The organism is Mycobacterium shunyiense (assembly GCF_058270075.1).
Genome location: NZ_JBZDPU010000001.1, coordinates 319749 through 332480 on the forward strand (window position 1 = coordinate 319749; position 12732 = coordinate 332480).

The window sequence follows — 12732 nt, forward strand, 5'->3', positions numbered from 1 at the left end:
CTCCGCGTCGGCCGTGCCGCTCGGCGCGCTCGCGTTTGCCACCGCCTGCTCGCACGGTCCCCGACTGGCCATGCTCGCCTATTGAAGCGACTTCGTCCCGAAAGCCGTTGGGTCCGGCGATGGCTCGGGATCTCCTTCGTCATCCCAGTCGCGACAGTATGGGCACCAAGGCCGGAGCCGGTGATGCACCAATTCCGCATAGGCAAGCATGAATACCCACAACGACTGGGGAACGTACGGCAACTGGGACTCGGTGGGGAGCAGACGAGCGATGAACATCGGGGCGAAGGTCAGCACCAGCAGAACCAGAATTGCGAGTGGAGTCATGGTGAAGTGCGAGAAACGCAGAATCATCTTCTGGCGCTGGGCCCGTACCGGCGCGTCGGCGGGAACATCTCTCATGCAGCGAATGCACATGCGCCCCGAAGCGTGATGAAGCAGCGTGATCATCGAACCGACCACAAACACCACCATGACGGCGTAGCCGACGTTGACGAGTAAGCCGAACCAAACCGCCACCCTGGCCACCACCGCGGCAATGAGCAGATAGGGCAGCCGGTGAGCCACTGCCTCAAACCACCTGCGCGGTGAGCCTTCGGGCACGGCAGCCGAGGTCATTCGATGCTCGATTCCACGAGGTTGACAGCGCTCAACCACCGATTGCGCCGACTCTGAAGGAACATGAGGGCAACGCTAGGGCCGGGGTCTGACACGCGAGTTCGGCCCGCGTCGTCGAGCAGGTAGAAATTTGCCGTCATTCCGACGCGGGATGAATTCACTTCGAGTAAATTGACGCTGCCTTTAATACTTGACACCAGAGAAGGACCCCGATGACCGCTGGCGCCATTGGCCGCAAGCTCCTCTTACTCGGATTGGCAACGGCCTTCGGCGCAACGATGTACGCGCCCGTCGCCAATGCCGAGATTCCGCCGAACTGCGAGAAGCGCCCATGGGGCTTCCTGGGTTCGCAAACACGTCAAATTTGCGACGAACCTCTCCGTCCGGACGGGTCCTGGACACGGCACCGACTCATCGGAGTCCCCCGCCACTATCAGAATCCGACCAGCAGCTGCTCGAACTCCTATTTCGGCACCAACTGCACCTACTACCCCGGCGGCTGGGTCGAAGACCAAGTCGCGAACAACGACACCTACGAAGTGCGTGCCGACACCATTCCTCCCGACGAACCCGGGCACATGCCCGACCCCGTGCCCGCGCCACCGGCACCCCCAGAACCGCCTGCGCCACCGGCACAGGCGGAAATGCCCTAGCGCTGGACCCACGCGTCGAATCAATCCGACTGTGGCCATACGCTTTTCGGCCGGGCCGGCAACTTGCGCGCCCGGCAGCATCTACCCTTCTGGATAGAACAGGAACAGCACACAACCCACGGCGGACTGCGGTACGTGCCACGACCCGGCCGGGGCGTGCAGGAATGTGCCCGCGACGTAGTCGTTGACGCCATCGTTGAACACTCCGGAGACCACGTAGACCTCTTCGGGACCGGGGTCATGCAGATCTTCGCCCGCCCAGACCGCTCCCGGCGCGATGGTGGTGACGGCTGCTTTGGCACCGTTGGCGCCCTGCCAGAGCGGTTGGACAGTGATTCCGGGAAAGACTTCGATCGGTTCGACGTCTGCAGCCGACTTCCAGACATATCCAGGCGCGTTGGGACCGAACGACGAAACATCACCGTTAATGGTCATGTGTGCGGCAACCTTGCGCACCGCCTCACAATTCCCGGTACGTCAGCGTCGACCGCGTTTGGCCGGACCTGACTTACGGGCCACCTTGCCCGCAGCGGCGCGAGCGGCCTGCTTGGCGAAGGTCTTCTCTCGGGCGGTGCGTTTTGGCGCCGGCTGGGATTGCCCCCGCGACGAGCCGGGTTTGCGGCCGCGCACGATCCCGATGAACTCCTCGACCAATTCCGGTTGCGGACCTTCCCGGAAACCCAGCGCCACAGGGCAACTGGGGGCGTCGGCGATCGGCCGGTACGTGAGGTCCTTGCGGTGATACAGGCGCGCCAGGGACTGCGGAACGACGAGCGCCCCCATCCCGGCGGCGACGAGCTCTATCGCATCCTTGGTGGTCTCGGGTCGGTGATCGACGACAACGCCGGGAGCATTCGCCCAGTCGACGACGTGATCGAGCGGCACCAGGACAGGTTCGTCGTCGAGGTCGGCCGCGGTGATCTCGTCGGCGGCGGTGAGAAGGTGATCGATCGGCACCACCGCCACCGTCGTCTCTTCGTAGAGAGGAATGATGGCCAGCCCGGATGTGTCAGCCGACGGCCGGAGCAACACCACGTCGACGGTGCCTTCCCGCACTGCGGCGGCGGCGTCTGCCGCGGTGACGGCGCACAACTGCAGCGGCACCCCCGGGTGGCGCTCCGCCCAGATCCGCGCCCACTTCGCGGGCGTCCCACCGGGGACATACCCGAGGGTCAGGGACTGCGGGGTCACCGCCTCAGGTTACCGATACGCTCATTGCATGAGCAGGCCGAACGCGCAGTCCATGAAACCCGCCACCGCGGCGAAGAAACTGGACGTCTACTTGCCCGCGACACCTGCCGAGTTCCAGGAGAACGCGATCACCCGCGCCGAGCTCGCCGCTCTGCAGGACGACCCGCCCCAGTGGCTCAAGGATCTCCGCAAGAACGGTCCACACCCGAAGAATCTCGTGGCAGCCAAGCTGGGCATCTCGATCGCCGGTCTCGCGCGCGGCGCGGTCGGGGATGCGCTGACCACCGAGCAGATCAATCAGCTGCTCGAGGAGAACCCGGAGTGGCTGGTCGCCGAACGGGAGAGCTACCAGAGCGTGCTGCGCGAGCAGCGCCGTATCAAGGCCCTGCACACGGATCAGGCCCGCGAAGGCTGACGGCGCTGCCACGTGCCGCCACCGCCGCAAAGAGCGCGCCACGCGGAACTGAGCTGAAATCGCAGCGGTTTTCGGAATGTCACATCGACAAGCCTGGCGGCGACGAAACGCTGCACCCTGGATCGGACGAACTGTCTGGACCGCGTGGGCCGAAGACGATGACGCACGTGATGCACTCCGAACGGAAGCACCAGCACCAGATGCCTGACACTCCAAACCCTCCGCTGGGCATTGCCACGTTCAACGTCAACGGAATCCGGGCGGCACGCCGTCGCGGCTTCGACGCCTGGCTCGCCGGGCGGGGGCTCGACGTGGTGGCCCTGCAGGAGTTGCGCTGCCCACGCGAGGAGGTCGGCACGTTCGACGGTTATCGCGCGGCAATCGACTGCGGCTCGATCCCGGGCCGCAACGGTGTCGCGATCCTGACGCGCGAGGCACCGTCGGATGTGCGGACCTGGGTCTCGCATCCGCCGCGCAGCCGGGGCCTCGGGGCCCATGCGGGCGAGGGCCGGTACCTCGAGGTAGACCTCGCGGACGTTCCCCTCACCGTGGCGTGCCTCTACCTGCCGAAGGGCGGCCTACCCGCGCACTTGCAGCGGCCCGGCACCATGCGCGATACGCCTGACGGCGGCGCCAAGTACGACCGGAAGATGCGCTTCCTCGGAGCGTTCGCGCGCGAGCTGAGCCGGAACCGCCGGGCGGCGCTCGATGCGGGTCGCGAGTTCCTGCTGCTCGGAGACCTGAACCTCGCTCATCTTCCGCACGACGTGACCAATTGGCGGCCCGCACAGAAGATGGAGGGCTTTCTCCCCGAGGAACGCGCCTGGCTGGACAGACAGATCGGGCCGCGCACGCTTGTCGACGTGGTGCGGACGCTGCACGGCGACCGCCCCGGGCCGCTGTCCTGGTGGAGTTGGGCCGGCGAGTCGTTCGTCAAGGACGTGGGCTGGCGCATCGATCACCACCTGGCCACGCCGCGGCTGGCGCGGACCGCCGTGTCGGTGACCGTCGACAAGGAACCCGAACCCGGCGCGCGGCTGTCTGACCACGCGCCCGTCGTCGTGCGGTACGCCTTCGCCTGAGCCGCCGGTTACCGAGCCCCGCGCACACTGAGCAGCGTGAGGGCCGCAGCCACCTCGATCGGGTTGCCGAGCACGCCCGCGAGAGCTGACTCGGGCAAACTTCGGACATGGACGAGACGCCACGGGCCACGTACGCAGTCGACAGCGGCGACCCGCAATACGCCGGCACGATCTACACCCTGCACGAGCTCGATGACGGCTCGGTACTGGTGTCTCTCGAATACGCCGACGGCAGCGCCCTCGAAGCCGGCTACCTCTACGCGGAGGAGATCGACGGCCTCAGCGAGAGCGAGTTGCTCGCGGAGATCGACCAGGCGATCCGGGCCGCCGGCCTACCTGCGCGCGGCGATACCGTGACACCCAGCTGACAGAACCTCATGGGGACGAGGCGTCACCGCTGCATCTCCGCAGCGATCTCGTCGGCCGGCGCCGGCTGCCGATCCCACGCCTCCAGCGACACGCAGATCGATCGCTTTCCCGACCGTGACTCATCGGAGTGGGTGTGTCCGTGGATCAACCACATCCCGAGGTTCGGCAACTGATATTGATCGAAGCTTCTGCGCGAGAGCCTGTCCGGAACGTCGACGTACGGGAAGTGGCTGAGCATCACGCCCTCTCCACCCACCTTCGTCCGCGCCACCTGCTGCACGCTCGCGAACACCGCGGCGTAGGCGGCGAAATGCTTCTGAGCGCCCCGGTACATCGGATGCACCGGATCGTGATTGCCGGTCACGAGGTGCATCGGTACGTGCAATGTGCTCAGCTGCGCCAGAGCTGATTCCATCGACGCCACCCCACCGGCGCAGATGTCACCGAGCACCCACAACGTGTCCTGTTTCGGATCGAGCCGGTACAGCGACGCCATCACCGCGGCGTCGTGCGCTGCCACCGTGTCGAACCCGCGCAAGACCGCCAGCTTCGGGTGCGCGAGGTGCAGGTCGGCGGTGAAAAAATCCACACGCGGACGGTAGCGGGCAGACCCGACACGTCGCGACCGAGTTTTGCCCCTCTGCTAGCGGTCGAACATGTCGCTGACGCGATCGAAGAAGCGATCCATGCGCTGTTCCAGTCGAGTCCCTTTCCCCCACTTCTCCCATGCGTAGATCAGACCGAATATGGCGGCGACGATCGCGAGCACCAGAGCGGTGACAAGGACGGCCTCGACGGTTGTCGACATCGGAACATGATCTCCGACACCGTCGCTGAACACCATCCGCCGACCTGGTATCTGCGTCAGGCTCCCTTGCTGCCGGGACCGGCACCCCCACCCGAATTGCCTTACTGACGCATCCGTCGGTGGGGCATGATGGCGCGATGAACTCGCGGTGGCGGAGGCTGTTCGATCGGACGCTGTACCAGCTGCGCTGGATCGGTCCGCCCACATATCTGGGGCTTGCCCTCTACATGGGCTGGATCGGGATTGAGTTCATTTCGGACGCCACCCTATCCACCCAGCTACTCGGGTGGGGGTTTCTAGCGGTTGGTCTCTGGTCCTTGCGACAGTCCTACAAGGAGTTTCGGGAGGCCCGGGATGCCGAGCCGCCGGCGTGGCTACCCGACCTACCCGACCCGGACCAGGCCGATAGGCCCGCGTGGCGGCACCCGCTCACACCGGAGTTGCGGGAACAACTTCTGACGACGTTCGCCTTGCTGGTAGCTGCCGGGATCCTCGACCCTGACGAGGTGCCCGATGACGAGATCGTCGAGTGCGCCGAACACATGGACGTGTTCGAGGACATGGACATTTGCTCCGTGATGAGGGTTCTGGAAATGCTGGGGGACGAACGGGACCCACCGCTTCGCCACCTGGCATTCTTCACCACCCATGCGGAGTAGTTCTACGAGGACGATGCGTTCGGGATCGTGCGCGAGTTTGCCCGCATCAGCGGATATGACGGTCCGTTGCGCCAGATCCGGTGCGATATGACCGGCGATTGGCAGAGTCCCATCTTGAACCCCGTCCCTAACGCCGTCATCGAATTCGAGATGGGCAAGGCCCGATACTCGCTGCCCTTCACCACGTACGCCAAGTACCTGCCCGACGGGCTGATCGAACAATTGGCACCGATCTTCGCCCCCTCCGAAAGTATGGGACGTTTCTATGTCTCGTGGGTCGTCGACGATATGGACATCACATTCACAACCCCGGGGCAGATCGAGGAGTTCAACGCCGCCCTTGGACCGGAACCGTCCTGGGTGCCGATCTGATCGAGCGTGTCAGCCGGGCAACGAACTGCTAGCGCCGAATGGCCAGTTATCACACGCATTTTCGAGAATGGCGCGCGACAACTGGCCATTCGAAGGCGCTACGCCTCGGGCAACGGGAACGTCGCGTGCAACGACATTCCGCCGACGCCGCTGCGCCTGCAGCTCGTCGCCGAGTCGCATCCAGGCCTCCGCCAAACACGGCCCCAGGACGGGGTTGTCCTCGGACGTAGATGGTCAACGATACCGGCGACGGTCCGCTCCTGGACCTAGCTGGTACGGCGGACCCTACCTGCTGAATTGCAGCTAGCCGGAATACCGAATAGGCGTCAGCGGTGAGGACATCAGCGCGCTCAAGAGCGACTGTTGATTCAGTCCAAAACGGGCGAACACCAAAGGAGAAGACCATGAAATCTGCAGCCAAATACGTCGCACCGTGGTTGGCCATCGCCGCAATCGGTGGCGCGATCGTTCTCGCGCCCATCGCCAGCGCCAACACCGATCCACTCGTGCCGTACGGCACCAACCCGCAGGTGCACTCCTCCCTCGGATACCACGTCTCGAACCACGACGAGGCGAACACCACGAACGGGCAGGTCGACCTCCCGTTCTGAGCGGCGTGACGGTCGGCGTCCCGACCACGTTCTCGAGCATCTCCCTATCCAGCTGACCAGGGCGCGCAGACCGTTGCGCAGTCGTCGCCCTGGTCAGCTGAAAGGTGCTTGAACACACCGAGATTGACGACCGTAGAGGAAAGGCACATCATGACGCTCACACAAACTCCGACGCACGCCGCGAGCTGCGAGCCTGGCGGCCAAACACACACTGATGGCAGCCATCTCGTCGTCGATGCGCTCAAGTTGAACAACGTCGACACCATCTACGGATTGGTCGGCATTCCGATCACCGACCTGGCACGCACTGCACAGTCCTCAGGAATCCGCTACATCGGATTCCGCCACGAAAGCGATGCCGCCCATGCGGCGTCCGCCGCGGGGTTCCTCACGAGGAAACCCGGTGTGTGTCTGACCGTCTCCGGACCGGGGTTTCTCAACGGCCTGGTCGCACTGGCGAACGCAACGACGAACTGTTTCCCCGTCGTGCAGATTTCGGGCTCCAGCGAGCGCCACATCGTCGACCTCAAACGTGGTGACTACGAAGAACTCGACCAGATCGCCGCGGCGGAACGGTTCGCGAAAGCGGCCTATCGCGTCGACCGCGCCGAAGACATCGGCCGAGGGATTGCCCGCGCGATCCGCACCGCGATCTCGGGCCGGCCGGGAGGTGTGTATCTGGACATCCCGGCTGCCGTGCTGGGCGAGATCATCGATGCCGATCGGGGCGCTTCATCGCTGTGGCGCCTGGTCGACCCCGCTCCACGGCAGATTCCGGCACCGGACGCGGCGGTGCGCGCTGTCGGGCTGCTTGCCGACGCACAGCGACCGTTGGTAGTGCTGGGCAAGGGTGCGGCATACGCACAGGCGGACAACGAGATTCGACAGTTCCTCGAAGGCACCCACCTACCGTTCCTCCCGATGTCGATGGCCAAGGGCATACTCCCCGACGACCATCCTCAATGTGTTGCGACGGCGCGTTCGCTGGCGCTCCGCGAAGCGGATGTCATCCTTCTTGCCGGCGCCCGGCTCAACTGGCTACTCGGTCACGGTGAAGCGCCGCAGTGGAACCCTGATGCCAAGTTCATCCAGATCGACATCGAGGCCACCGAGTTCGACAGCAACCAGCCGATCGCCGCGCCGCTCGCGGGCGACATCGGCTCGGTGATGCAAGCGCTGACCGAACACAACCGCGGCAAGATCCGGGCACCCGAATCATGGCGACGGGAATTGGCGGCCAGATCAGCCCAGAACCGGGCCAGGATGGCGCAGCGACTCGACACCGATCTGCTGCCGATGGAGTTTTACGGCGCACTTCACACGATCCGCGACGTACTGCATTCATACCCCCAGGCCTACGTGGTGAACGAAGGGGCGAACACACTCGACATCGCACGCAACGTCATCGATATGCGGCGCCCACGCCATCGCCTGGACAGCGGCACCTGGGGAGTCATGGGCATCGGCATGGGTTACGCGATCGCCGCGGCTGTCGAGACGGGCGATCCTGTGGTGGCGATCGAGGGCGACAGTGCCTTCGGATTCTCCGCCATGGAGTTGGAAACGATCTGCCGCTACGGACTTCCGATCGTCGTCGTGGTGTTCAACAACGGCGGGATCTACAAGGGCGACGAAGTCAACAGCGTCTCGGCCGATCCCGCACCAACCGCACTGACGGTCGGAACTCACCACGAAAAGCTCATCGAGGCGTTCGGCGGCGATGGCTACCGCGCCACCACCCCGGCCGAACTCAAGACGGCTCTCGACACGGCCCTGACCGCCAGGCGTCCGGCACTGATCGACTGCGTGATCGACCCGACCGCAGGTACCGAGAGCGGCCATCTGACAAACCTCAATCCCAGGGGCGTCGGACAAGCATGAGTTCGTCGCCGCCGTACGGACATTCGCGAGAAGCACAGACAGGACATCCTCATGAATCAACGACCTCTGGGTGGCATAAGAGTCATCGATTTCACCGGAGTGCAGGCAGGCCCGGCGTGTACCCAGATGATGGCGTGGTTGGGCGCCGAAGTGCTCAAGGTCGAGCGGCCTGACGGTGGCGATATCACCCGCCGGCAGCTGCGTGACCGCCCCGAGGTCGACTCGTTGTACTTCACACAGCTCAACAGCAACAAGCGCTCCTTGACCGTCAACACCAAAACGTCGGAAGGCAGAGCGGTGATGGAGCAGCTGATCCGTGGCGCCGACGTGCTTGTCGAGAACTTCGCCCCGGGGGCAATGGACCGAATGGGCCTGGGCTGGGAGCATATCCACGAGCTCAACCCCAGGCTGATCTTCGGTTCCATCAAAGGATTCAACGACGAATCCCCTTGGGCCGATCTGAAGACGTACGAGAGCGTCGCGCAGTGCGCCGGAGGCGCCGCCTCGACCACCGGATTCTGGGACGGCCCGCCGACGGTGAGCGGAGCCGCCGTCGGGGACAGCAATACTGGCATGCACTTGTTGATCGGCATATTCGCCGCACTGATGAGTCGGGACAAAACCGGTGTGGGTCAGAAGGTTTCAGTGTCGATGCAAGATTCGGTGCTCAACCTGTGCCGGGTTAAGCTGCGTGACCAGATGCGGCTGGAGGAGCTGGGCTACCTCGAGGAATACCCGCAGTACCCACGCGGAACCTTCGGCGACACCGTGCCTCGCGGCGGGAACGCCAGCGGCGGAGGGCAGGCCGGCTGGATGCTGAAGTGCAAGGGTTGGGAGACAGACCCCAACGCATACTTGTATTTCACGATTCAGGAACAGAATTGGGCGCGCACATGCGCGGCAGTCGAGCACCCCGAGTGGGTCGACGACCCGGCATACTCCAGCGCGGCGGCCCGTCAACTGCACATCTTCGAGATCTTCGATGAGATCGAGACGTGGCTGTCCGACAAGACCAAATACGAAGCCCTCGAGATTCTCCATCGCTACGGGGTGCCGTGTGCGCCGGTGTTGAGCATGAAAGAAATCGCTCACGATCCCGCGCTCAGGAGCAGCGGCAGCATCGTAGAGGTGGCGCACAAGGAACGCGGTAGCTACTTGACCGTGGGCAGCCCGGTCAAGTTCTCCGGGTTTACCCCTGAGATCACCGCCTCGCCGTTGCTCGGCGAGCACACCGATGACATCTTGACTGATCTCGGATACGACTCGGACGCCATCGCCACCATGCACGCCAACGGCGTCGTGTGAACGCTCGCGCCGACCACGCCGGCGGCGCGGCCCCGGTCAGCGACGAATCGTCACAACATGCAGCTGACGCAACCCTCCACCTCAGTGCCCTCCAAGGCCATCTGGCGAAGCCGGATGTAGTACAACGTCTTGATTCCCTTGCGCCAGGCGTAGATCTGCGCCTTGTTGACCTCGCGGGTGGTGGCGGTGTCCTTGAAGAACAACGTCAGGCTCAGCCCTTGGTCCACGTGCTGGGTGGCCGCGGCATAGGTGTCGATGATCTTTTCGTAGCCGATCTCGTACGCGTCCTGGTAGTACTCCAGGTTGTCGTTGGTCAGATACGGCGCCGGGTAGTAAACCCGACCGATCTTGCCTTCCTTGCGGATCTCGATCTTGCTCGCCACCGGGTGGATCGAGGATGTCGAGTGGTTGATGTACGAGATCGACCCGGTCGGCGGGACGGCCTGCAGGTTCTGGTTGTAGATGCCGTGCTTCTGCACCGACTCCTTCAACTGCTTCCAGTCGTCCTGCGTCGGGATGTGGATCTCCGCATCGGCGAAGATCTGCCGGACCTTGTCGGTGGCCGGCTCCCACACCTGATCGGTGTACTTGTCGAAGAACTCCCCCGACGCGTATTTCGAGTCCTCGAACCCACCGAAGCTCGTACCGCGTTCGATCGCAATCAGATTCGATGCCCGCAATGCGTGGAACAGCACGGTGTAGAAGTAGATGTTGGTGAAGTCGATGCCTTCTTCGGAGCCGTAGTGGATCCGCTCACGGGCCAGATACCCGTGCAGGTTCATCTGCCCCAGGCCGATCGCGTGCGAGCTGTTGTTGCCCTGCTCGATCGACGGCACCGACCAGATGTGGGTCTGATCGCTCACCGCGGTCAGGGCCCGGATCGCCACCTCGATGGACTGCGCGAAGTCCGGTGAATCCATGGTCTTGGCGATGTTCATCGACCCGAGGTTGCACGAGATGTCCTTGCCCACCTTGGAGTAGGACAGATCGTCGTTGAATTCCGAGGCGGTCGAGACCTGCAGGATCTCCGAGCACAGGTTGGAGTGGGTGATCTTGCCGGCGATCGGGTTCGCCCGGTTCACCGTGTCCTCGTACATGATGTACGGGTAGCCCGACTCGAACTGCAGCTCGGCCAGCGTCTGGAAGAACTCGCGCGCCTTGATCTTCGTCTTGCGGATGCGCGCGTCGTCGACCATCTCGTAGTACTTCTCGGTCACCGAGATGTCGGCGAACGGGACGCCGTAGACCTTCTCCACGTCGTACGGCGAGAAGAGGTACATGTCCTCATTCTTCTTGGCCAACTCGAAGGTGATGTCCGGGATCACGACACCGAGCGAGAGCGTCTTGATCCGGATCTTCTCGTCGGCGTTCTCACGCTTGGTGTCAAGGAACCGGTAGATGTCGGGGTGGTGCGCGTGCAGGTACACCGCACCGGCACCCTGGCGGGCGCCGAGCTGGTTGGCGTAGGAGAACGAGTCCTCCAGCAGCTTCATGATCGGGATTACGCCCGAGCTCTGGTTCTCGATGTTCTTGATCGGGGCGCCGTGCTCACGAATGTTGGTCAGCAGCAAGGCGACTCCGCCGCCGCGCTTGGACAGCTGCAGGGCCGAGTTGATCGAGCGCCCGATGGACTCCATGTTGTCCTCGATGCGCAGCAGGAAGCAGGACACCGGCTCGCCGCGCTGCTTCTTTCCCGAGTTGAGGAACGTCGGGGTGGCCGGCTGGAAGCGGCCGTCGATGATCTCGTCGACGAGCTTCTCTGCCAGCACCGTGTCACCGGCAGCCAGGGTCAGCGCCACCATGACGACGCGATCTTCGAAACGCTCGAGGTAGCGCTTCCCGTCGAAGGTCTTGAGCGTGTAGGAGGTGTAGTACTTGAACGCACCGAGGAAGGTCGGGAACCGGAACTTCTTGGCGTAGGCCCGATCGAGCAGGCTCTTGACGAAGTTGCGGCTGTACTGATCGAGCACCTCGCGCTCGTAGTACTCCTTCTCGATCAGGTAATCGAGCTTCTCGTCCTGACTATGGAAGAACACCGTGTTCTGGTTGACGTGCTGCAGGAAGTACTCCCGCGCAGCCCGCACATCCTTGTCGAACTGAATCTTGCCGTCGGCGTCGTACAGATTCAGCATCGCGTTGAGCGCGTGGTAATCAGTCTCTCCGGGCAGGGTGTGCCCAGGAGCGGTTACAGGCTCTGCAGCTGTGACGGTTGGTGGCACGTCTGGTCCTTCCAAAAGTCTTTCAACCCCGCACGGACAGCCTCGACATCGTCCGGGGTTCCCATGAGTTCGAAGCGATACAGGTACGGCACGCCGCATTTGCGCGAGACAACATTGCCCGCGTACGCGAACTCCGCACCGAAGTTGTTGTTGCCCGCGGCGATGACGCCGCGGATCAACGACCGGTTGTGTTCATTGTTCAGAAAGGCGATGACCTGCTTGGGGACGTAGCCACCGTTGTCGATGTCGGGAGTGGCACGGCCGCCGCCGTAGGTGGGCAGGACCAGAACGTAGGGCTCGTCCACCTCGATGCGGCCATGCAGCGGGATCCGGGTGACGCGATCTTCGGGCCATCCCAGCTTCTGGACGAAGCGGTGGGTGTTCTCCGAGACGCTGGAGAAGTAGACGAGATGGCTCATCGTGTCCTCCGTCCTTCCCCCGTGGTGGTGATGCCTTCCGTTACGCGGTCGCCGCGACCGTGACTGGTGGACGGTTGATATTGAGTGATGCGGTATTCATTGATCTCATCTCTCCTTTGGTTGTGGACAT

General features: G+C 63.6%; 16 protein-coding genes. 9 read left to right on the forward strand and 7 right to left on the reverse strand.

Going from position 1 to position 12732, the window contains the following annotated elements:
- Positions 1–78: 78 nt before the first annotated feature.
- Positions 79–618: a hypothetical protein gene (locus AC4ELH_RS01595; RefSeq protein WP_498883037.1), complete on the reverse strand. Its 540-nt coding sequence runs from the start codon at positions 616–618 to the stop codon at positions 79–81.
- Between the two features lie 212 nt (positions 619–830).
- Between AC4ELH_RS01595 and AC4ELH_RS01600 the strand changes: the two genes are divergently transcribed.
- Positions 831–1271 carry a CDGP domain-containing protein gene (locus tag AC4ELH_RS01600; protein ID WP_498883038.1) on the forward strand — a complete coding sequence of 147 codons (441 nt, stop codon included), beginning with the start codon at positions 831–833 and terminating at the stop codon, positions 1269–1271.
- 81 nt (positions 1272–1352) lie between these two features.
- Here AC4ELH_RS01600 and AC4ELH_RS01605 read toward each other — a convergent pair whose 3' ends face one another.
- On the reverse strand, positions 1353–1706 hold the full coding sequence (locus AC4ELH_RS01605; protein WP_498883039.1) for a cupin domain-containing protein: 354 nt from the start codon (positions 1704–1706) through the stop codon (positions 1353–1355).
- A 42-nt stretch (positions 1707–1748) separates the two neighbouring features.
- Positions 1749–2462 (reverse strand): LysR family substrate-binding domain-containing protein, encoded by a 714-nt coding sequence (locus AC4ELH_RS01610; protein WP_498883040.1) that lies wholly within the window; start codon positions 2460–2462, stop codon positions 1749–1751.
- Positions 2463–2490: 28 nt separating this feature from the next.
- On the opposite strand from AC4ELH_RS01610, the gene AC4ELH_RS01615 reads away from it, so the two are divergent.
- From AC4ELH_RS01615 to AC4ELH_RS01625, 3 genes are all read left to right on the forward strand, one after another.
- Positions 2491–2877, forward strand: a complete 387-nt coding sequence (locus AC4ELH_RS01615) for a DUF5997 family protein (RefSeq protein ID WP_064880759.1) — start codon at positions 2491–2493, stop codon at positions 2875–2877.
- 200 nt (positions 2878–3077) lie between these two features.
- The gene (locus tag AC4ELH_RS01620; RefSeq protein ID WP_498883042.1) at positions 3078–3959 is read left to right on the forward strand and encodes an exodeoxyribonuclease III; all 882 of its coding nucleotides are present in this window, start codon (positions 3078–3080) and stop codon (positions 3957–3959) included.
- Between the two features lie 107 nt (positions 3960–4066).
- Positions 4067–4327: a hypothetical protein gene (locus AC4ELH_RS01625; protein ID WP_498883043.1), complete on the forward strand. Its 261-nt coding sequence runs from the start codon at positions 4067–4069 to the stop codon at positions 4325–4327.
- Positions 4328–4350: 23 nt separating this feature from the next.
- On the opposite strand, the gene AC4ELH_RS01630 is transcribed toward AC4ELH_RS01625, so the two are convergent.
- Positions 4351–4917, reverse strand: a complete 567-nt coding sequence (locus tag AC4ELH_RS01630; RefSeq protein ID WP_498883045.1) for a metallophosphoesterase family protein — start codon at positions 4915–4917, stop codon at positions 4351–4353.
- Positions 4918–4971: 54 nt separating this feature from the next.
- On the reverse strand, positions 4972–5136 hold the full coding sequence (locus AC4ELH_RS01635; RefSeq protein WP_165609179.1) for a hypothetical protein: 165 nt from the start codon (positions 5134–5136) through the stop codon (positions 4972–4974).
- A 137-nt stretch (positions 5137–5273) separates the two neighbouring features.
- Here AC4ELH_RS01635 and AC4ELH_RS01640 point away from each other — a divergent pair, with 137 nt between their 5' ends.
- The 5 genes from AC4ELH_RS01640 (at position 5274) to frc (ending at position 9964) form a co-directional block, all read left to right on the forward strand.
- Positions 5274–5795, forward strand: a complete 522-nt coding sequence (locus AC4ELH_RS01640; RefSeq protein WP_498883046.1) for a hypothetical protein — start codon at positions 5274–5276, stop codon at positions 5793–5795.
- Between the two features lie 114 nt (positions 5796–5909).
- Positions 5910–6167 (forward strand): hypothetical protein, encoded by a 258-nt coding sequence (locus AC4ELH_RS01645; protein WP_498883047.1) that lies wholly within the window; start codon positions 5910–5912, stop codon positions 6165–6167.
- A 404-nt stretch (positions 6168–6571) separates the two neighbouring features.
- A complete protein-coding gene (locus AC4ELH_RS01650) occupies positions 6572–6778 on the forward strand; it encodes a hypothetical protein (protein ID WP_064959191.1) in 207 nt (68 codons plus the stop codon).
- 150 nt (positions 6779–6928) lie between these two features.
- Positions 6929–8659 carry an oxalyl-CoA decarboxylase gene (gene oxc, locus AC4ELH_RS01655; RefSeq protein WP_498883048.1) on the forward strand — a complete coding sequence of 577 codons (1731 nt, stop codon included), beginning with the start codon at positions 6929–6931 and terminating at the stop codon, positions 8657–8659.
- 51 nt (positions 8660–8710) lie between these two features.
- Entirely contained in the window at positions 8711–9964 is a 1254-nt protein-coding gene (frc, locus tag AC4ELH_RS01660) for a formyl-CoA transferase (RefSeq protein WP_498883050.1), read from the forward strand.
- 50 nt (positions 9965–10014) lie between these two features.
- Here the strand turns inward: frc and nrdE are convergent, their stop codons facing one another.
- Positions 10015–12183: a class 1b ribonucleoside-diphosphate reductase subunit alpha gene (gene nrdE / locus AC4ELH_RS01665; protein WP_448448650.1), complete on the reverse strand. Its 2169-nt coding sequence runs from the start codon at positions 12181–12183 to the stop codon at positions 10015–10017.
- Positions 12150–12602 carry a class Ib ribonucleoside-diphosphate reductase assembly flavoprotein NrdI gene (gene nrdI, locus AC4ELH_RS01670; protein WP_055112586.1) on the reverse strand — a complete coding sequence of 151 codons (453 nt, stop codon included), beginning with the start codon at positions 12600–12602 and terminating at the stop codon, positions 12150–12152. Before nrdI ends, nrdE begins: the two co-directional genes overlap by 34 nt.
- Between the last annotated feature and the right edge of the window lie 130 nt (positions 12603–12732).